Consider the following 18758-nt stretch of genomic DNA (forward strand, 5'->3'; position numbering starts at 1 on the left):
GCGTGCTGTGTCTAGCCGCGCGGCGGCTTTACTGTTCGCTTAATTGACCGTTTTGCTTCGTGTGATGCATGCTTTGCAGGCACTTTCCTTTATTACACATCCGGAACCTATAAAAATGAAAACATTCGCACAACATGCGCTGGCACTCTCTGTTTCCTTGGCGCTTTGCAGCTCAGCCTACGCGGCTAATTTTGACGATATGGACCCCGTGACTCTGCGCTTGGCGCACGTGGTCAACGAGCAGGATGGCTTTCATATCGCTGCTACCAAGTTTGAGGAGTTGGTGGAAGAGCGCACCGACGGCAAGGTGATCATTGATATCTACCCCAATGCTTCATTAGGCGATGAGCGTACGTTGTTGGAAGGCATGCAGATTGGCACCGTGGATATGGGATTGATTACCAATGGTCCGGTGGCCAACTTTGTCGAAGAGATGGCAGTGTTTGAGCTGCCCTTCCTGTTCCCGTCCCCTGAGGCGGCTTATGGGGTTTTGGACGGCGAAATCGGCCAGGAGCTTTTAGATAAGCTTTCCGACGTTAACCTGAAAGGCCTGGCCTACGCCGAACGCGGCTTTCGCAACCTGACCAATAGCGAGCGCGCAGTGAACACGCCGGCCGATATGGACGGCCTGCGCATTCGTGTGATGGAAAACCCCGTTTACACCGATACCTTCCGCGAGCTGGGCGCCAACGCCATTCCGATGGCCTGGACCGAAGCACTCACGGCGATGCAGCAGGGCACCATCGACGGTCAGGAAAACCCGGTAAACGTGGTCTACTCCTTTAAGCTGGGCGAAACGCAGAACTACATGACGCTCTCGCGCCATACCTATGCCCCGGCTATTTTTGTGATGGGCATGTCGGCCTGGAACCAACTGCCGGAAGAAGCACAGGCCGTTTTGGAAGAGGCTGCCCAGGAAGCCGCCGAGTATGAGCGTCAGGTTAATGCCGATATGGAAGCCGAACAGCTAGCCGCTCTGCAGGAAGCCGGTATGGAGATTAATGACTCGCCTGATATTGAGGCCTTCCAAGCTGCGGTGGTGCCGGTGTACGAGAAGTACGGCCAGCAGTTTGGCGACTATCTGCCACGCATCCAAGAAGCACTGGCGGAGTAAGCCACGCCTCACCAGTTGATTGATTGATGCACCCAACAGGCTACCTCACGGCGGCCTGTTGGCTGAATGCGATGACTAACCAAGTGCTCAGGCCAGAATTTTTCCGGGGTTAAGCAGCCCTTTAGGATCCATTGCCTGTTTCAGGCGCATCATCAGGGCGATCTCTTCTGGTGAGCGTGAAAGTGTCAGGTAGTCGCGCTTTTCCAGGCCCACCCCGTGTTCAGCGGAGATCGAGCCGTTGTATTTCACCAGCGAGCCGTACACCAACTCTTCGACCTGACGCCGGGCGTCCTGGCTGGCGTCACGCACCGTGACGATGATGTGCAGGTTGCCATCGCCCAGATGGCCAAACACTACCAGCTCGCAGGTTTCTGGCCATTGCACCTTCAGCTTGCCTTCTAGCGCCGTTACGTACTCATCCATGTGGGTGATCGGCAGGCTAACGTCGTAGGAGAACATCGGGTCAAGCGCGTGCACCAGGGTTTCGATATCCTCGCGCACGGCCCAGATACCTTCGCGCTGGCTGCTGGAGCTGGCCAGCACGGCATCCGTGATCAGCTCTGCTTCGAGGGCTTTTTCCAGTACACTCGCAAACGCTTCGGCATCTTTCTCATCGTCCGAGCCAAGCGTTTCAATAATGGCGTAGAACGGCGAGTCGTTGGCCAGCAATGCGGTATGTTTGGTCGTTGCGGAAGTCATCAACGCGTAGTGGTTGTTCCATAGCGCTTCGAAGGCACTCAGGCTGTTGGCAAGCTCTTTGGAGGCCATGTTTAACAGCGATGTCAGCGCGTCGAATGAGGGCACCGCGACGAACGCGGTCTGCTCGCTGGGCATATTCGGATGCAGGCGCAGCACGGCCCGGGTAACAATTCCCAGGGTGCCTTCGCTACCCATAAACATCTGCTTTAAATCGTAACCGGCGTTGTTTTTCAGCATGGTGTTCATGGAACTGACCACGGTGCCATCGCTGAGAACCACTTCCAGCCCTAACACCTGTTGGCGCATCATGCCGTAGCGAATCACCCGAATGCCGCCCGCGTTAGTGGCGATGTTACCGCCAATGGTGCAGGAACCGCGCGCGCCCAGGTCCAGCGCAAACTGCATGTCGATCTCTTGAGCGGCTTCCTGAACGTGCTGAAGCGTCACGCCCGCCTGTACCTGCATCGTGGAACCCACGGCATCGATATGCTCGATCTGGTTCATTAGCTCCAGCGACACCACGAGTTCGTCAGGGCTGGCAACGGCGCCATGCACGACGCCGGTTAATCCACCGTGGGTGACCACCGGCTGATTGGCCTCATAACAAAGCGTCATGACCTGGCTGAGCTGTTCAGTGGATTGCGGTCGAATAATTGCTTTTGCCTGACAAGACGCTTTGGTGAACCAGTCGACACTGCGCTGGGCAACATCATCACCCAGCAGTACGCCTGTTTTTCCTACGATGTCGGTAAGACTATTAATCAGCGTGTCCATTCTCTGTTCCTGTCAGGGCCGGTCGGTGCGGCGTGAAGCCTGGCTATGTATTTATACGTAGGTAGAGAGGCTATCGCCAACCGTGTATTTGCTCAAGGTTACGATCTAAAACGTTTTTTATTGCCAGCGTGGTTTCCCGGCAGGCTCTACGACGAATGGCGGGATTACAATCAATTATTTGTTCGCTAAAACCAATATGGTATAGATGACGCGCTGATTAAGCCCCTCCCCCTCTACACTATAAAAAAACAGATCATTCCAAGGAGATAACGTGGATAACGTCCCCTCTTCCCACATGCCCCGCCATTTACTTAAACGCGCCACACGGGCGATTGCCTGCATAATGAATAGCGATGACAGCGCCCCAAGTGCGGCGGCATACCAAGAGCTACTTGGCGAACAGTTCAGTAACCGCCTTCCTCGCATCCAGGAGGCACTGCTGTAACGTGGCCACTTTCTCTCAACCTTTATTGGCACTATTAAGAGGCATAGAGCGCGGTCTAGATACGGTTCTCCAGCCAGTGGTCTTTGCGGGCATGGCGGCCTTGATCGGCGTGATTACGCTGCAAATTGTCTCTCGAGTGTTTTTCACCGCCTTTGGCTGGACCGAAGAGGTCGCCCGTTTTCTGCTCATCTGGATTACCTTTCTAGCCGGCACGCTGGCTTTTCAGCGCGGCCATCATATCGCCGTTACCTTTGCCGTCGACGCGCTTCCCGCTCGTTTACGCCAAATAGCGCGAATACTGGCGGTGATGGTGGTTATCGCTTTTATGATCACGCTGGTAGTGATCGGCTATCGCTACATGCAGGTACAGAGCTTTCAGAAATCCGCCTCGCTGCGCGTGCCGATGTCGTACGTGTATGCCGTAATGCCGATCAGTGCAGCCATCATGGCCTGGTATGCGTTGGTCGATCTGCTTGAACTGGTGCTTGAAGGCAAACCCTCGCAACCCACTGGAGAACAGACACCATGACCATGCTGCTATTTGGCCTGTTCTTCCTGTTTATGCTAATGGGCGTACCAATTGCCTTTGCGATTGGCGCAAGCACTCTGTTTGCCCTGTATCAGTCGGGCGTGCCGCTGATGGTGGTGACCCAGCAGATGTTCCAGGGCATCAACTCCTTCGCGCTGGTGGCGATTCCCATGTTCATTCTTGCCGGTGACTTAATGGCCCAGGGCAAGGTGAGCGAGCGGTTGGTGAGTTTTGCCGATTCGCTGGTGGGCTTTATGCGTGGCGGGCTTTCGGTCGTATCGGTCATGGCGGGCATGTTCTTTGCCGCTATTTCGGGTTCGGGGGCAGCCACCACGGCGGCGGTCGGTTCAAGCCTGGTGCCGGAGCTTAAGCGAAAGGGCTACGACCCCGCATCGGCGGCCAGCCTGATTGCCGCCAGTGGCACGATTGGCGTGGTCATTCCGCCCTCGGTGCCCATGATTATCTATGCGGTGATTGCCCAGCAGTCGGTATCCAAGCTGTTTTTGAGCGGTTTTTTACCTGGTTTGGCAATGGGTTTGGGATTAATGGCGATTGCTATTACCCAAGCCTATAAACGCCAGTACCCCAAGGGGACACCGCTGTCCATCACCACCATCTTGCGCACGTTCAAGGCGGCAAGCTGGGGCTTGATGACGCCGGTGATTATTCTGGGCGGTATCTTCACGGGGATCTTTACGCCCTCTGAAGCGGCGGTGGTAGCCGTCAACTATGCGCTACTGGTATCGCTATTCATCTATCGTGATTTAACCCTGCCCCAGGTGTATCGGCTGCTGATCCGCTCAGCCATCACCACTGCAGTGATCATGCTAGTGATTGCCATGTCGGCGGTGCTGAGTTGGACGCTATCTAGCTGGCAGGTGCCTGGTGCTATCGCGCAATCGGTGTTGTCGCTCTCCACCAACCCGCTGATTATCATGCTGCTGGTGGTCGCCGTCATCCTGCTGACCGGTGTGTTTATCGAAACGGCAAGCGCGCTGATTATCTTAACGCCGGTGCTGCTACCGCTGGTGCTGCAGCTGGGTATCGATCCGATCCACTTCGGTCTGATTATCGTGGTAGGGCTCTCGATAGGCATGATCACGCCGCCAGTGGCGATCAACCTGTACGTTGCATCTTCAGTGACACAGCTACCGCTTGAGCGTATTACACGCGCCATCGTGCCTTATCTGCTGGGGCTAATCGGCGTGCTGCTGCTAGTGGTCTATGTCCCCATATTCATGGGGTGGTCGGGAACTTAATATCGTCCAGATATGCTCTTCAAGGGAGCCTGCCCGGCTCCCTTTGAACCCCGTATTTATCAGTACGCCGCCATTCATGCACAAGGTCACAGGAAACGGCTACCCTTTTGAAACGACTTTCTAAACTGGCCAGGGGACACGCCAAACAGTTGATAAAAGCAGTTTCTAAAGTGCGAAATACTCACAAACCCTGTTGCTACGGTCACCTCTGCTATCGGTTTATTTGTTTGCTGCAATAGCTGCCGCGCCCGTGTTAAACGCAACTCCATGTAATACCGAGAAGGGCTAGCGACAATATAGTGACAGAACAATCGCTCTAGCTGGCGCCGTGAAATACCCACCCAATTGGCTATTTCAACAATAGATAACGGCTCTTCAATATTGTTTTTCATCAACTGAAGGGCTGTTTTAAGTGTTTCTGGTAACGTATGGTTTTGATCAACGTTAATCGTTGAAATGTCTGGCAGTTCTATTTCCTTGTCACAGCCGAGCATTTCCTCAACCGCACTGGCTACCTGGTCACCACAATCAGCTCTCACCACTTCTAGCATGAGACTTAGGGAGCTGCTCGCGCCCGCGCAGCTTAATCTCTTTCTATCCACAACGTAGCTTCGAGCAGAGATAGTAACGTCTTGAAACTCCTCAGCCATCATGGCGCGTCCGTCGGGATGGTACGCGCACTGATAGCCACTCAACAGGCCTGCGTCTGCAAGAAAGTAGGCGCCATTCCATAAACCACCCAATACAACGCCGTGACTGTCTGCCTTTCTTAGCTTATTACGCACAAGCGCTGAGGATTGCGCTTTAACTCTCAAGCCACCACACACTATCAATACATCTACTTTTTCGTTGAAAAGATCAAAATCCGCGAGAGATGCATCCGCGTTAATTTCAATCCCCAAGTCTGATAGCACAGCGGCGCTGCCATGACCGACAACCCTTATGTTGTATGTGGTCGTTGAGTTCATCAAATTCGTTGTTACCAGCGCATCGACAGCACCTGTAAATGCCATCATGGAAAAATTTTCCATCAACAAAAAAACGACTGTTTTCACTTTTGCAGGCACTGCCAGCGTTTGTTCTGGTGGTAAATAGGCCATATTTTTATTTTTCAACAAGCTACAAAACTTATCTTTCATATATTCCCTCAACCTGACCACGACGACGGTGCAAAAGGGGGCGTTTTCAAGATACCAACATAACCTGAAAGGTAATCAATTGGCATCGCATCACTGCTGGCCAGGATAAGTGTGCAAGGAATTGTTAGCTATCCTATGGTCGCCCATCGCCATTCATGAATATAAAACTGTGCATGAAGCGTCAATAAGGGTGCTTTAAACATGCTTCTATCATGTTTGCCGCGATTGGCAGCTGATGATTGTTATCATTTATATCGTACCGGGTTGCTTCTTTGATGGCATAACACTACTGCTAATGACGCTGCCTATTACGTTTCCCATGATCACAAGCCTGGGGTTTGATCCCATCTGGTTTGGCATCATTTTATGGATTACCAGCTACTAAACGTTCCTCCATCCAACGCTCCAGGGTGAGCAAACGGCCCGCTCTTGCGTTGAGGGCGGGCCGTTGATTGGGTTATTGATCGCTGGATAAGCGAAGTTCTGCTTTTCTGTCTCCTGGTGTTTAACAGAGCACTCATTTCTTTGCCGTGAGTACATCCTCGGGCCGCATCACCTCACCACACTGGCTTGGGCTATAACCCGGCAAGCGCTTGACCGCTTCCTGAAAGGGCTCACCCTGCAATGCCTTCAGAAAGGCACATAGCCGTGGTTCTTCTAACGAACGGTGATGGCAGGCCAAAAGATAGTCTTCGATAGCCAGCGGTAAAAAATCAAGCCCAAACTTTTGAGCGGCAGCCTCGACACCAAAGCCGCAATCAGCCATGCCAGCGGCGACGTAAGCAGCTACCGCAGAGTGGGTAAACTCCTCTATTTCAAACCCACGAATCTTTTTGCTGGAAACCGCCGCCTCTTTTAACAGGCAGTCCAGCAGCGAGCGCGTGCCTGACGAAGCCTGGCGGTTGACGAACCGCACGGACTTATCAGCCAGCGATGCGACCCCCGTGATACCAAGCGGATTACCCGGCGCCACCATCAGCCCCTGAGTCCTAGCGATAAAGCCAATCACTCGGTGCTGACGCGGCTTTAAAAGCCCTTGGTAAGTATCGCGTACGCGCTCACCGACCTTGCCACGCGGCAGATGAAAACCCGCCACATCGCAACTGCCCCGATGAAGGGCCGGCAGCGACTCTTGCGGGCTGCAGTACTGTAAGTCCAGGGGTATTTCGTGCAGGTATTTGGGAAGTAGCTCGACAGCAAAACCATGGCTGGCGTGCAGCCGCAACACCGATAGCGCCCCTTGCTGCTGCTGTTGAATCGCCAGGTTCAGTTCAGACCCCAGGCTTTCCAGCTGCGGCCCCAGGCGGGCAATCGCACGCTGCTCGGCCCACAACAACTTTTCACCTAGCAGTGAAAGCCGTGCGCCGCGCCCACGCTGCATCTCTACCAGCGGTACGCCAAAGAACTCCCCACTCTGGCGCAAAAGGTTCCAAGCATGGCGATACGAGATGCCGACATCGCTTGCGGCGAGCGTGAGTTTTCCCCGCCGATAAACCGCTTCAAGCAAGCGAAGTAGATGTATATCAAGCTGATTACCCTCCTCATCGCGAAAGCACCAAGAGGGGATAACGCTGATTTTTTGCATGGCTTTTTTCATAGGCATAATCTTTCATATTTTGTACTTATAGCGTTGATGCTAGCGTTGCACTGACCGTGGTGCACGCTCTTTTTAACACATCGCTTAAAATAGGCAGAGCTGTGCATGTTTACTAAATAATAAATCAGCACCAGGAGAGACATGATGAATGAGTCTCGAGAATGGTCGTCGCAGTCGATTCAGGCCGAGATCAATGCGCTACGCCACAAACCAGGCGCGTTGCTGCCGATTCTTCATGCCCTCCAGGACCGCTTCGGCTTTATTCCTCCGGATGCCGTGCCTCTCATCGCCGAGTCATTACAGCTGACCAGCGCTGAAGTACACGGGGTCATTAGCTTTTATCACCACTTTCGGACCGCACCGCCGGGTCGCCACGTGGTGCAGATCTGTCGCGCCGAGGCATGCCAGGCCGTCGGCGCGCGCCAGCTTGAGGCTCACGCCAAAGCGCGCCTGGGCATCGATTACCACCAGACCACCAGCGACCGCGACATCACCCTTGAGGCCGTTTACTGTCTGGGCAACTGCGCCTGTGGCCCCTCCGTTCGCGTGGATAATGGCGTGCGCGGTCGGGTAACGCCTGAAGCTTTCGATGCATTATTGGATGAGCTGCAAACCAGGCCGCTGGAGGTAATCGCATGAGCATTCGTGTTTTCGTACCCCGAGATACCACCGCGCTGGCGCTGGGCGCCGATGCCATCGCCAACCGGCTGGCACGAGAAGCCGCTGCCCGTGGTGAATCCATTACGCTGGTGCGCAACGGCTCACGCGGGCTGGCCTGGCTTGAGCCGCTGGTTGAGGTGGAAACACCCACCGGCCGCTTTGCCTATGGCCCGGTGGCACTTGCCGATATCCCCGCGCTGCTGGACAGCGGCATGCTGCAGGGCAGCGTCACCCATTCATTGGCCCTGGGGCCAACCGAAGAGATCGATTACCTCGCTCGCCAGCAGCGCCTGACGTTCGCCCGCATTGGTATTACCGACCCACTCTCGATTGAAGATTACCGGGCGCATAGTGGGTTTCGCGGCCTGGAGGCAGCGCTGCAAAGCGCGCCACCGGACATTGTTGAGGAAGTAAAAGCCTCAGGGCTGCGCGGGCGCGGTGGGGCGGCGTTTCCTACTGGCATCAAGTGGCAGACGGTGCTGGACACACCGGCCGATCAAAAGTATATCGTCTGCAACGCTGATGAAGGCGACTCCGGTACCTTCGCCGACCGGTTGGTGATGGAGTGCGACCCCTACCTGCTGATTGAGGGCATGACGATTGCCGGGCTTGCGGTAGGCGCAACCCAAGGATACATCTACCTACGCTCAGAATACCCGCTGGCCAAGGAGATTCTTGACGAGGCCATCGCCCATGCCGAACAGGCCGGTTATCTGGGTGAGAATCTGTGTGGCAGTGGCCGCGTTTTTCATTTGGAAGTGCGCTTGGGCGCTGGGGCATACATTTGTGGTGAAGAAACCTCGCTGCTCGAAAGCCTGGAAGGCAAGCGCGGCCTGGTACGCTTCAAGCCGCCGCTGCCCGCTATTGAAGGACTATTCGGCCTTCCTACCGTGGTTAACAACGTGCTTTCGTTGGCAGCAGTGCCGTTTATTCTTGCCGAAGGCGCCGAGGCCTACGCCACCCACGGCATGGGCCGCTCCCGGGGCACTCTGGCGCTTCAACTGGCGGGCAACGTCAAACGTGGCGGGCTAGTAGAGCTAGCCTTCGGTACCACGCTGCGCACCCTGATGGAGGAGTTCGGTGGCGGCACGTTAAGTGACAAACCGCTGCGTGCTGTGCAGGTGGGAGGCCCGCTGGGCGCCTACCTGCCGGAATCCCAATGGGACTTACCGCTGGACTACGAAGCCTTTGCCGCCGAGAGCGCGGTGCTAGGTCACGGCGGTGTGGTGATGTTTGATGAGAGCGTGGATATGGCCGAACAAGCGCGCTTCTCGATGGAATTCTGCAAGGTGGAGTCCTGCGGCAAGTGTACGCCATGCCGTATCGGCTCAACCCGTGGCGTGGAAGTGATTGATCGTATCCGCGCCGACCAAAACCGCGAGGCCAACCTCGCCCTGCTCCATGACCTCTGCGAAACGATGGTGGATGGTTCGCTCTGTGCCATGGGGGGCATGACCCCCTTCCCAGTGCAAAGCGCCCTGAACCACTTCCCTGACGATTTTCAGCGGGCCGCGAACGGAGACAGATCATGATCGGACACTTTGACCCCAAACAGTACGCCAGAAGCGCCGCCCACGATAAAGACCTGGGCACGCCTTTCCCAACGGGTACGGCGCTGGTGAACCTGGAAATTGATGGTATTACCATCACGGTGCCGGAAGGCACTTCGGTACTGCGTGCAGCGGCGCTGGCCGATATTAATATTCCCAAATTATGTGCCACCGACAGCCTGGAGCCGTTCGGCTCTTGCCGGTTATGCGCCGTACAGGTAGAGGGCCGCCGTGGGCTGCCAGCCTCCTGCACCACCCCCGTGGTGGAAGGCATGCAGGTGACCACCCAGAACGAGCGACTCGCCAAACTGCGCCGCAACGTGATGGAGCTGTACATCTCCGACCATCCGCTGGACTGTTTGACCTGCCCGGCCAATGGCGACTGCGAGCTACAAGACATGGCGGGCAGCGTTGGTCTTCGCGAAGTACGCTATGGGTTTGACGGTGAGAACCATCTTCAGGCCACCAAAGATACCTCCAACCCCTACTTCAGCTTCGACCCCAGCAAGTGCATCGTCTGCTCCCGCTGCGTGCGCGCCTGCGAGGAAGTGCAGGGCACCTTCGCCTTGACCATCGACGGTCGCGGGTTTGATTCCAAAGTGGCCGCGGGGCAAGACGAAGCGTTTATGGATTCAGACTGCGTTTCGTGTGGCGCCTGTGTACAGGCCTGCCCGACCGCCACGCTGATGGAAAACAGCGTCATTGATCACGGCGTGCCGGACCGCAGCGTAGTCACGACCTGCGCCTATTGTGGTGTGGGCTGCTCGTTTGAAGCGCAAATGAAAGGTGACAAGCTGGTGCGCATGGTGCCCTACAAGGGCGGCGACGCTAACCACGGCCACTCGTGTGTGAAGGGGCGCTTTGCGTTCGGCTACTCCTCTCACCCCGACCGCCTGACCACGCCGATGATCCGCGACAGCATCGACCAGCCCTGGCGCGAGGCCAGCTGGGAAGAAGCCATTGGGTTTGCCGCTAATCGCCTAAAAGCGATTCAGGCCGAGCATGGCCGCGAGAGCATTGGTGGTATCACCTCATCGCGCTGCACCAACGAAGAGACCTACCTGGTGCAGAAGCTGATTCGCGCAGCGTTTGGCAATAATAATACCGACACCTGTGCACGGGTCTGCCACTCGCCCACCGGCTACGGCCTGAAAACCACGCTGGGCGAATCTGCCGGCACCCAGACCTTTGACTCGGTAATGAAAGCCGACGCGATTATCGTGATTGGCGCCAACCCCACCGATGCCCACCCGGTATTTGGCTCGTTGATGCGCAAGCGCCTGCGACAGGGCGCGAAGCTAATCGTCGCTGACCCACGCTCTATCGATCTGCTCAAAACGCCTCACCTGAGCGACGCCCAGCATTTGCCGCTGCGCCCTGGTACCAACGTCGCGCTGATCAACGCGCTTGGGCATGTGGTGGTCACTGAAGGTCTTGAAGACAAGGCGTTCGTGGCTAGCCGCTGCGACACCGAAGCGTACCAAAGCTGGCGCACGTTTATCGCCGACCCGCGCCACTCTCCGGAAGCCAGCGAAGCGATTACCAGCGTGCCCGCCGAGGCTGTGCGACAGGCAGCGCGCACTTACGCCACTGCTGGCAACGGCGCCATTTACTACGGCTTGGGCGTGACCGAGCACAGCCAAGGCTCCACTATGGTGATGGGAATTGCCAACCTGGCCCTGGCCACCGGCAATATTGGCCGTGAAGGCGTGGGCGTGAACCCGCTGCGCGGCCAGAATAACGTGCAAGGCTCCTGCGATATGGGCTCCTTCCCGCATGAGCTGCCGGGCTACCAGCACGTGGCCGACCCGATTGCCCGTGGCCGCTTTGAAAGCGTCTGGGGCGTCAAGCTCGACGATGAACCGGGGCTGCGCATTCCCAACATGTTCGATGCCGCCATCGAAGGAACTTTCAAGGCGCTTTACGTGCAGGGCGAAGATATCGCCCAGTCTGACCCCAACACGCAGCACGTTGAGGCTGCGCTGCGTTCGCTGGACTGCCTGATTGTTCAGGATATCTTCTTGAACGAGACGGCCAAATTCGCCCATGTACTTCTACCGGGTTCCAGCTTTTTGGAGAAGAACGGCACCTTCACCAACGCCGAACGACGTATCAACCGAGTACGCAAGGTCATGCCACCGCTAGCCGGTAAGCAGGATTGGGAAATCACCCAGGACCTGGCCAACGCGCTGGGCTACCCGATGCGCTACGCGCATCCTTCTGAAATCATGGACGAGATCGCTCAACTAACGCCGAGCTTTGCCGGGGTGAGCTACGAAAAGCTGGAAGTCTATGGCAGCCTACAGTGGCCGTGTAATGCCGAGTATCCTGAGGGAATGCCGACCATGCACGAAATCAACTTCCCCATTGGCCTCGGGCGCTTTGCGATTACCGAATACGTGCCCACCGAGGAGCGCGCCACCCGCCGCTTCCCACTGCTGCTCACCACCGGGCGGATTCTTAGCCAATACAACGTGGGTGCCCAAACCCGTCGCACCGACAACCAACACTGGCACGATGAGGACATATTAGAGTTGCACCCAAGCGACGCCGAGCTACGTGGCGTGCGCGACGGCGACTGGCTCGGCATTACCAGCCGATCAGGCCATACGGTGCTCCGTGCGCGGCTGAGCGAGCGAATGCAGCCGGGGGTGGTCTACACTACGTTCCATCATCCCGGTAGTGGCGCCAACGTGATTACTACCGATAATTCGGACTGGGCCACCAACTGCCCCGAATACAAGGTTACCGCCGTGCAAGTAGAAAAAGTCAGCCAGCCCTCCGCTTGGCAGCAGCGTTTCTCCTCCTTTGACAAGGCCCAGCGTGGCCACTTGGCCAAGGCGCAGCAGGAGGCGTCATGAGTGCAGTGCGTGAACGCGACGCACCCGCGCAACCGGCTGACGCCTTGGCGCGCCAGTCGGTTGAAGTCCACAGTAGCGCGGCCAATTGGCGCGCTACTGTGCAGGAGGACGCGCTAGCGCTAGAAGTGCCGGTAGCGATGGTCTACAACGGCATTTCCCATGCGGTCATGATGGCAAGTCCTTCGCATCTTGAAGATCTGGCCCTGGGGTTCAGTCTTTCTGAAGGCATCCTGGCCCACTCTCACGAGTGCTACGACCTTGAGCTTCATGAAGAGGCTCAAGGCCTGGCGGTTCACCTAAGCATTGCCAGCCAGCGGCTGGCCGAGCTTAAACAACGCCGCCGTAGCACAACCGGGCGTACCGGCTGTGGGCTGTGCGGTACAGAAGCCCTGGAGCAGGCCATTCGGCCCATCCCTACGGTGAGTGCACCACACCTTGACGACACAGCCATTCAGCATGCGCTTTGTACGCTAGATGACCATCAGCCTCTAAAGGAAGCAACAGGCGCCGTGCATGGCGCGGCCTGGTGTGATCTGCAGGGGCGTATACAAAGAGTGCGTGAAGACGTGGGTCGTCACAACGCACTGGATAAACTGATCGGTTCGCTGGCACGCGATGACGTACCACTCCAGGAGGGCTTTGTACTAGTTTCCAGCCGAGCCAGCTATGAAATGGTACACAAGTGCGCAAGCGTGGGGATCGGCGCGCTGGTTGCCGTCTCGGCAGCTACCGCCCTGGCCGTTGAACAGGCGCAGGCAGCAGGTCTTCTGTTAGCCGGTTTTGCACGCCCAGGCCGTCATGTAATTTATCACCGCCCTGTCACTGCCAAGGGCTGAGCCCTTTACCGCGTTGAGGAGAGACCCTATGTCAAACAACAACGATGCCAATTTGGTCCGTATGACTAACCAGATCGCCACCAACCTGGGCAGCGGTCGTGATGAAGAGGCAGCAGCAGCGGCTATCTGCCGTCACCTGGAAACCTTTTGGGCACGCTCAATGAAGCAGCGCCTTGTTGCCAGCCTGGCACTTGAGAGCGTGGAGTTTTCCCCCTTGGCACGCCGCGCTGCAACACTGCTGGCTACCCGGCTATCAGAACAGCAAGTCTCTCGTTAGCACATCACAATAAAAGCTCAATAACATTAGCTTTTAGTCTTGCCACAGCGACTTACACGAGAAGCTCAATGGTTTTAGCAAAAGTTAATAAAAATCATTATTTCCGTTAAAAATCGGACATTTCGAGTCTACTAGTTGCTATTTTAGAATATAAACCTGTTTCCATAACCCAAGTTAAGGTGTTTACCGAGCATAAGGTGCACTGTGTGGATGTGGTGGCCAAGGATGGCCCGTTTTTGGCAAAGATGCCGACCTACAGTTTAGCTGCCATGACCTTGTACCGCCTGGTCATGGCAGCTTTTTATTGCACTGCATTTTACTTTTTAACGTCACGTTACTTTGGCAGCCATGTCTCAATAGCGGCTGTCCCGCAGCGGATTTTCAACAGCGAACGTTCAAAGACAGCGTTTCAACCACTACGCCAGCGCTGCCTGAGGGCGCCGCTCATCCAGCATTCCTTTATCAAGAATAAAGCGAACAATCTCTTCAAGCCCTACGCCATCGTAAAGGTTGGTAAATACAAAGGGCCGCTCGCCGCGCATTTTCTTTGAATCACGCTCCATTACCTCTAACGACGCGTGCACCTGCTCGGCGATATCGATCTTGTTGATAATTAGTAGATCCGACTTGGTAATCCCCGGCCCACCCTTACGCGGAATTTTGTCTCCCGCCGAGACATCAATCACATAAAGCGTGAGGTCAGAAAGCTCGGGACTAAACGTCGCAGAAAGGTTATCTCCCCCAGACTCTACCAATACCAGCTCAAGCTTAGGATGGCGCGCCTGTAATTCATCGATAGCCGCCAGGTTCATCGAGGCGTCTTCACGAATCGCCGTATGCGGACACCCCCCGGTTTCGACGCCCAGAATGCGATCAGCGGCCAAGGCGTCATGCTTAAGCAGAAAGTCAGCGTCTTCGCGGGTATAAATATCGTTCGTCACCACCGCGATATCGTAATAGTCGCGCAGCGCCAGACAGAGCTGCTTGAGTAGCGCCGTTTTACCCGAACCAACGGGGCCGCCCACACCAATACGTAAACAGTGAGTCATGGTAAGTATCTCCTAACTTCTAAATAGGCGTGAATATTGAGTTTCGTGTAGGGCACTGGCTAGCGCCAGCCCCGGCAATATGGGGCCAAGGTCGTGATCGTCGAGCGTTAATGCTTCATCTACCGCGCTAACCAGCGGCGATCGCAGCTGTTCGATAATCCGCTGAGCGGCCGTATGCCCAAGAGGTAGCGCTTTACAGGCCACCGCCAGCTGGTTTTCAAGCCATGCCCAGGCAAACCCGATCAGCGCCTGACGAATGCTTACGCCTCGCGCATGGGCGGTAAACGCAAACAGCGTGACATAGCCCGGCTGAACCGGTAACAAGGACGGTAGTAAGCCCTCACTGGGTAGCAGGCCAAGGCTACCCAACAGCCGCTTGAGAGAGGCTCCCAAGCGACTGTCTTCAGCGGCAAGCTCGGCGGTTTCCCGCGTGGCACTCAGCCAACCATCCCACTGGGCAATCGCCGCGCTGTCGTGCTGCGTAAACGCCGTATATAAGCGGACAATTACCGGTAGTTCACAGCGGGTCAGGCCATCTTCCAGCACGCCGGAAAGCCACTCGGCCAACGTCTGCTCATCGTGAACCCAGCCAAGTTCAAAGGCACTTTCCAGCCCTTGAGAAAACGCAAAGGCCCCGATGGGCAGTGCCGGGCTGACTAGCTGCATCAGCCCGAGCAGGGCTAGATCAGGCTGGCTGCCCAACGCTGCGGATTCAGTGGGCATGGTGATGGCTGTGGTCGTGGTCGTGGTCGTGGTCGTGGTCGTGAGCATGCGAGTGCCTGTGTGAATGACCATGTCCACCCACCTGGTTATAGGCGCCCGGCTCTGGATCAAACGTGGCCGCGTGACGTTCAAGCGTTGCGCCCAGCAGTTCAGCCAGCTCCTCCAGCACGTGATCGGGCGGAAAGCGTACCCAGCCGCCGCGCTCGTCTTCGCCCAGCGCCAACTGCACATGACGGTTGCCCAAGTGGTAGGCCAACCGCGCCAGGGGTAAGCCAGCACTTACTCGTGCGGTCACTACCGGTTCAATGGCGGCGCATACGCGAATGACCTCGCCGCTTTCCGCTTTTAACCCTTCACCACTGCGCAGTACGGGGCCACGGTCTAAAAATAGCCCCAGCGCCTGGCCATTGTCGCTTTCGGCTTTTAGGCGCCCACGGATGCGCAGTTCAAAGGGAAGTGTGAGCGTATCGCTGGCTGCGCTTTCATCCACCGGGCCTAAACGTTCTATCAGTTTCAGCATCATTAACCTCTTAATCGCCCAATACATTGAACCTTTCCAATCAGCCTACGCCCTGCAGGAGCAGCTCCAGCTAGCGATGCAGTGCGCAGCGCTGCCGGGTTGGTGGCTAACACCATGTACCGCGCCATGCCAACCAAGGGCGGCTGCGCCGCCATCGCCGAGTGAACTCAGCTCCTACCGGTTAAAGTGCATGCATCCCCTGTAGGAGTAGCTTCAGCTAGCGATGCAGTGCGCAGCGCTGCCAAGGCTGGTGGCTAACACCATGCACCGCGCCCCGTCACCCAAGGGCGGCTGCGCCGCCATCGCCGAGTGGAACTCAGCTCCTACCGGTTAAAGTGCATGCCCCCCTGTAGGAGTAGCTTCAGCTAGCGATGCAGTGCGCAGCGCTGCCGGGGTTGCATCTAGAACAAATGATAACGCTGAGCCAACGGCAGCTCTGTGGCGGGCTCGCAGGTTAACAGCTCGCCATCGCAGCGCACTTCATAAGTCTGCGGATCCACGGTCAGCTCGGGGCAGGCATCGTTGAGCTTCATATCCTTCTTACGCACCCCGCGTACGTTCTTGCACGCGGCAAGCGTGCTCTGAAGCCCCAAGCGCTCCTTGAGGCCTGCATCAATCGCCGCCTGGCTGACAAAATTGAGCCGGGTCTGGCTGGCCGCGCGGCCAAAAGCGCCGAACATGCGTCGATAATGAACCGGCTGGGGCGTGGGGATTGAAGCGTTAGGGTCGCCCATGGGTGCTGCCGCGATCATGCCGCCTTTTAAAATCAGCGACGGCTTAACGCCGAAGAAAGCCGGTTTCCAGAGCACCAGATCGGCAAGCTTGCCTACCTCAATAGAGCCCACCTCGTGAGCGATACCGTGGGTGATCGCCGGGTTGATGGTGTACTTGGCGATATAGCGCTTGGCACGCAGATTATCGGCACCAAGCGCTTCATCTTCAGGCAGCAAGCCACGCTGTACTTTCATTTTGTGCGCGGTTTGCCATGTGCGGCAGACCACCTCGCCTACCCGCCCCATGGCTTGAGAGTCGGAGGCGATCATTGAGATCACGCCCAAATCGTGCAGGATATCTTCGGCAGCAATGGTTTCACGGCGAATGCGTGAGTCGGCAAACGCCACGTCTTCGGGAATGTTGGGGTCCAGGTGGTGGCAAACCATGAGCATATCCAGATGCTCATCAATGGTGTTCACCGTGTAGGGCCGCGTGGGGTTAGTCGATGACGGCAGTACGTACTCTTTGGAACACGCAGTGAGGATATCCGGCGCGTGTCCGCCGCCCGCGCCTTCAGTGTGGTAGGTGTGAATGCCACGCTCTTTAAACGCCGCCAAAGTATCTTCCACAAAGCCCGATTCGTTAAGCGTATCGGTGTGAATGGCGATCTGCACGTCATAGCGCTCGGCCACGCTCAGGCAGGTATCAATTGATGCGGGCGTTGTGCCCCAGTCTTCGTGAAGCTTGAGGCCCATGGCGCCCGCTTCCAGCTGGGCCTCCAAGGCTTCCGGCAGGCTGGCATTACCTTTACCCAGCAGGCCGATATTCATGGGCAGGTCATCCACCGCCTGAAGCATTTTGCCAATGTGCCACGCGCCCGGCGTACAGGTGGTGGCATTCGACCCGGTGGCCGGGCCGGTGCCGCCGCCCAGCATGGTAGTGACACCGCTCATCAGCGCTTCGTCTACCTGCTGGGGGCAGATAAAGTGGATATGCGCGTCGATGCCGCCCGCGGTCAGGATCTTGCCTTCGCCCGAGATAATTTCCGTACCGGGGCCAATCACGATATCCACATCGGGCTGCACGTCTGGGTTGCCCGCTTTGCCAATCGCAGCAATACGTCCGTTCTGTAGCCCCACATCGGCTTTGACGATGCCCCACCAATCGAGAATCAGCGCGTTAGTGATGACGGTGTCCATGACGGTTTCATCGTTACGTTGGCTCTGACCCATGCCATCGCGGATCACCTTGCCGCCGCCGAATTTGACCTCGTCGCCATAGTGGGTGGCGTCTTTTTCGACCTCAATCCACAGCTCGGTATCGCCCAGGCGCACCCGGTCGCCTACCGTGGGGCCGTACATATCGGCGTAGGCCTGCCGACTAATCTTGTTACCCGGTTTCATTGTTTATCTCCGTCCAGCGGTCCCATCACCTCGCCACGAAAGCCGTAGATCTCTCGCTTACCCACAAACGGAATCAGCGTGACTTCACGGGTCTGGCCAGGTTCAAAGCGGATTGCTGTGCCTGCGGCCACATCGAGGCGAAAACCGCGGGTCTTGTCGCGATCAAACACCAGCGCGGGATTGGCCTCAGCAAAGTGGTAGTGGGAGCCGAGCTGAATCGGCCGGTCACCGGTGTTCGCCACGTCCACCGTGATGCGCTCACGCCCCACGCATAGCTCAATATCATCTTCTTTTAACTGATACTCACCGGGAATCATCTACTTACTCCTTGTTTTGTTGTGAGGAGTAAGATGTGAGGAGTAATACCGCTTACCCCTAACCATTCACTCCTCACCCCTCACACAATAGGCGTGTGAACCGTCACGAGCTTGGTACCATCCGGAAAAGTGGCTTCGACCTGGACTTCGTCGACCATCTCGGCCACGCCTTCCATCACGTCATCACGGCTCAGAATCTCGCGCCCGTAGCTCATCAAATCCGCCACACTGCGACCGTCCCGAGCACCTTCGATAATCTCGAAACTGATCAGCGCGACCGCTTCGGGATAGT

The 18758-nt window shown here is 56.7% G+C and carries 18 protein-coding genes and 1 pseudogene; 10 read left to right on the forward strand and 9 right to left on the reverse strand.

Features of this window, described 5'->3' with window-relative positions:
* Positions 1-115: 115 nt before the first annotated feature.
* Positions 116-1114, forward strand: coding sequence for a TRAP transporter substrate-binding protein (locus tag ACT3TJ_RS08455; RefSeq protein WP_087110756.1), 999 nt, complete (start codon positions 116-118; stop codon positions 1112-1114).
* An 87-nt stretch (positions 1115-1201) separates the two neighbouring features.
* On the opposite strand, the gene ACT3TJ_RS08460 is transcribed toward ACT3TJ_RS08455, so the two are convergent.
* Complete coding sequence (locus ACT3TJ_RS08460; RefSeq protein WP_087110754.1) at positions 1202-2587, reverse strand: FAD-binding oxidoreductase; 1386 nt, start codon at positions 2585-2587, stop codon at positions 1202-1204.
* Positions 2588-2858: 271 nt separating this feature from the next.
* Between ACT3TJ_RS08460 and ACT3TJ_RS08465 the strand changes: the two genes are divergently transcribed.
* Genes ACT3TJ_RS08465 through ACT3TJ_RS08475 form a run of 3 tightly spaced genes read left to right on the forward strand, consistent with a single transcriptional unit; the run spans position 2859 to position 4820 of the window.
* Complete coding sequence (locus ACT3TJ_RS08465) at positions 2859-3032, forward strand: hypothetical protein (RefSeq protein WP_176372232.1); 174 nt, start codon at positions 2859-2861, stop codon at positions 3030-3032.
* Position 3033: 1 nt separating this feature from the next.
* Complete coding sequence (locus tag ACT3TJ_RS08470) at positions 3034-3561, forward strand: TRAP transporter small permease (protein WP_087110751.1); 528 nt, start codon at positions 3034-3036, stop codon at positions 3559-3561.
* A complete protein-coding gene (locus tag ACT3TJ_RS08475) occupies positions 3558-4820 on the forward strand; it encodes a TRAP transporter large permease (protein WP_087110749.1) in 1263 nt (420 codons plus the stop codon). The genes ACT3TJ_RS08470 and ACT3TJ_RS08475 overlap by 4 nt, the downstream gene beginning before the upstream one ends.
* An 86-nt stretch (positions 4821-4906) precedes the next feature.
* On the opposite strand, the gene ACT3TJ_RS08480 is transcribed toward ACT3TJ_RS08475, so the two are convergent.
* Positions 4907-5959, reverse strand: a complete 1053-nt coding sequence (locus tag ACT3TJ_RS08480) for a GlxA family transcriptional regulator (RefSeq protein ID WP_087110747.1) — start codon at positions 5957-5959, stop codon at positions 4907-4909.
* 232 nt (positions 5960-6191) lie between these two features.
* On the opposite strand from ACT3TJ_RS08480, the pseudogene ACT3TJ_RS08485 reads away from it, so the two are divergent.
* Positions 6192-6326, forward strand: a pseudogene (locus ACT3TJ_RS08485) (TRAP transporter large permease subunit); the annotation flags it as partial.
* Between the two features lie 150 nt (positions 6327-6476).
* Here ACT3TJ_RS08485 and ACT3TJ_RS08490 read toward each other — a convergent pair.
* Positions 6477-7544 carry a substrate-binding domain-containing protein gene (locus ACT3TJ_RS08490; RefSeq protein WP_087111264.1) on the reverse strand — a complete coding sequence of 356 codons (1068 nt, stop codon included), beginning with the start codon at positions 7542-7544 and terminating at the stop codon, positions 6477-6479.
* Between the two features lie 156 nt (positions 7545-7700).
* Here ACT3TJ_RS08490 and ACT3TJ_RS08495 point away from each other — a divergent pair, with 156 nt between their 5' ends.
* Genes ACT3TJ_RS08495 through ACT3TJ_RS08515 form a run of 5 tightly spaced genes read left to right on the forward strand, consistent with a single transcriptional unit; the run spans position 7701 to position 13740 of the window.
* The gene (locus ACT3TJ_RS08495; RefSeq protein ID WP_087110744.1) at positions 7701-8195 is read left to right on the forward strand and encodes a formate dehydrogenase subunit gamma; all 495 of its coding nucleotides are present in this window, start codon (positions 7701-7703) and stop codon (positions 8193-8195) included.
* Complete coding sequence (locus ACT3TJ_RS08500; RefSeq protein ID WP_087110742.1) at positions 8192-9748, forward strand: formate dehydrogenase beta subunit; 1557 nt, start codon at positions 8192-8194, stop codon at positions 9746-9748. Before ACT3TJ_RS08495 ends, ACT3TJ_RS08500 begins: the two co-directional genes overlap by 4 nt.
* Positions 9745-12627 (forward strand): formate dehydrogenase subunit alpha, encoded by a 2883-nt coding sequence (gene fdhF, locus ACT3TJ_RS08505; RefSeq protein ID WP_087110740.1) that lies wholly within the window; start codon positions 9745-9747, stop codon positions 12625-12627. The genes ACT3TJ_RS08500 and fdhF overlap by 4 nt, the downstream gene beginning before the upstream one ends.
* On the forward strand, positions 12624-13463 hold the full coding sequence (gene fdhD / locus ACT3TJ_RS08510; RefSeq protein ID WP_087110738.1) for a formate dehydrogenase accessory sulfurtransferase FdhD: 840 nt from the start codon (positions 12624-12626) through the stop codon (positions 13461-13463). The genes fdhF and fdhD overlap by 4 nt, the downstream gene beginning before the upstream one ends.
* Positions 13464-13491: 28 nt before the next feature.
* On the forward strand, positions 13492-13740 hold the full coding sequence (locus ACT3TJ_RS08515) for a formate dehydrogenase subunit delta (protein ID WP_087110736.1): 249 nt from the start codon (positions 13492-13494) through the stop codon (positions 13738-13740).
* A gap of 416 nt (positions 13741-14156) precedes the next feature.
* On the opposite strand, the gene ureG is transcribed toward ACT3TJ_RS08515, so the two are convergent.
* From ureG to ureA, 6 genes are all read right to left on the reverse strand, one after another.
* The gene (ureG, locus tag ACT3TJ_RS08520; protein WP_087110734.1) at positions 14157-14789 is read right to left on the reverse strand and encodes an urease accessory protein UreG; all 633 of its coding nucleotides are present in this window, start codon (positions 14787-14789) and stop codon (positions 14157-14159) included.
* Between the two features lie 12 nt (positions 14790-14801).
* The gene (locus ACT3TJ_RS08525; RefSeq protein ID WP_087110732.1) at positions 14802-15512 is read right to left on the reverse strand and encodes an urease accessory protein UreF; all 711 of its coding nucleotides are present in this window, start codon (positions 15510-15512) and stop codon (positions 14802-14804) included.
* Entirely contained in the window at positions 15502-16032 is a 531-nt protein-coding gene (ureE, locus tag ACT3TJ_RS08530; protein WP_193053391.1) for an urease accessory protein UreE, read from the reverse strand. The genes ACT3TJ_RS08525 and ureE overlap by 11 nt, the downstream gene beginning before the upstream one ends.
* A gap of 401 nt (positions 16033-16433) precedes the next feature.
* Entirely contained in the window at positions 16434-18149 is a 1716-nt protein-coding gene (ureC, locus tag ACT3TJ_RS08535) for an urease subunit alpha (RefSeq protein ID WP_192527747.1), read from the reverse strand.
* Complete coding sequence (locus ACT3TJ_RS08540) at positions 18146-18466, reverse strand: urease subunit beta (RefSeq protein ID WP_087110727.1); 321 nt, start codon at positions 18464-18466, stop codon at positions 18146-18148. The genes ureC and ACT3TJ_RS08540 overlap by 4 nt, the downstream gene beginning before the upstream one ends.
* An 80-nt stretch (positions 18467-18546) precedes the next feature.
* A partial coding sequence (gene ureA, locus ACT3TJ_RS08545) for an urease subunit gamma (RefSeq protein ID WP_444625962.1) occupies positions 18547-18758 on the reverse strand: 212 nt, incomplete at its 5' end.

This window comes from Halomonas sp. AOP30-A1-24, from assembly GCF_052378165.1.
Classification (GTDB): Bacteria; Pseudomonadota; Gammaproteobacteria; order Pseudomonadales; family Halomonadaceae; genus Vreelandella; species Vreelandella citrativorans.

What these genes read in the sequence shown, in the direction of transcription:
- ACT3TJ_RS08455 (WP_087110756.1), top strand. Translation starts at nt 116, where the DNA reads ATGAAAACATTCGCACAACATGCGCTGGCACTCTCTGTTTCCTTGGCG.
- ACT3TJ_RS08460 (WP_087110754.1), bottom strand. Translation starts at nt 2,587, where the DNA reads ATGGACACGCTGATTAATAGTCTTACCGACATCGTAGGAAAAACAGGC.
- ACT3TJ_RS08475 (WP_087110749.1), top strand. Translation starts at nt 3,558, where the DNA reads ATGACCATGCTGCTATTTGGCCTGTTCTTCCTGTTTATGCTAATGGGC.
- ACT3TJ_RS08480 (WP_087110747.1), bottom strand. Translation starts at nt 5,959, where the DNA reads ATGAAAGATAAGTTTTGTAGCTTGTTGAAAAATAAAAATATGGCCTAT.
- ACT3TJ_RS08490 (WP_087111264.1), bottom strand. Translation starts at nt 7,544, where the DNA reads ATGCAAAAAATCAGCGTTATCCCCTCTTGGTGCTTTCGCGATGAGGAG.
- ACT3TJ_RS08495 (WP_087110744.1), top strand. Translation starts at nt 7,701, where the DNA reads ATGAATGAGTCTCGAGAATGGTCGTCGCAGTCGATTCAGGCCGAGATC.
- ACT3TJ_RS08500 (WP_087110742.1), top strand. Translation starts at nt 8,192, where the DNA reads ATGAGCATTCGTGTTTTCGTACCCCGAGATACCACCGCGCTGGCGCTG.
- fdhF (WP_087110740.1), top strand. Translation starts at nt 9,745, where the DNA reads ATGATCGGACACTTTGACCCCAAACAGTACGCCAGAAGCGCCGCCCAC.
- fdhD (WP_087110738.1), top strand. Translation starts at nt 12,624, where the DNA reads ATGAGTGCAGTGCGTGAACGCGACGCACCCGCGCAACCGGCTGACGCC.
- ACT3TJ_RS08515 (WP_087110736.1), top strand. Translation starts at nt 13,492, where the DNA reads ATGTCAAACAACAACGATGCCAATTTGGTCCGTATGACTAACCAGATC.
- ureG (WP_087110734.1), bottom strand. Translation starts at nt 14,789, where the DNA reads ATGACTCACTGTTTACGTATTGGTGTGGGCGGCCCCGTTGGTTCGGGT.
- ACT3TJ_RS08525 (WP_087110732.1), bottom strand. Translation starts at nt 15,512, where the DNA reads ATGCCCACTGAATCCGCAGCGTTGGGCAGCCAGCCTGATCTAGCCCTG.
- ureE (WP_193053391.1), bottom strand. Translation starts at nt 16,032, where the DNA reads ATGCTGAAACTGATAGAACGTTTAGGCCCGGTGGATGAAAGCGCAGCC.
- ureC (WP_192527747.1), bottom strand. Translation starts at nt 18,149, where the DNA reads ATGAAACCGGGTAACAAGATTAGTCGGCAGGCCTACGCCGATATGTAC.
- ACT3TJ_RS08540 (WP_087110727.1), bottom strand. Translation starts at nt 18,466, where the DNA reads ATGATTCCCGGTGAGTATCAGTTAAAAGAAGATGATATTGAGCTATGC.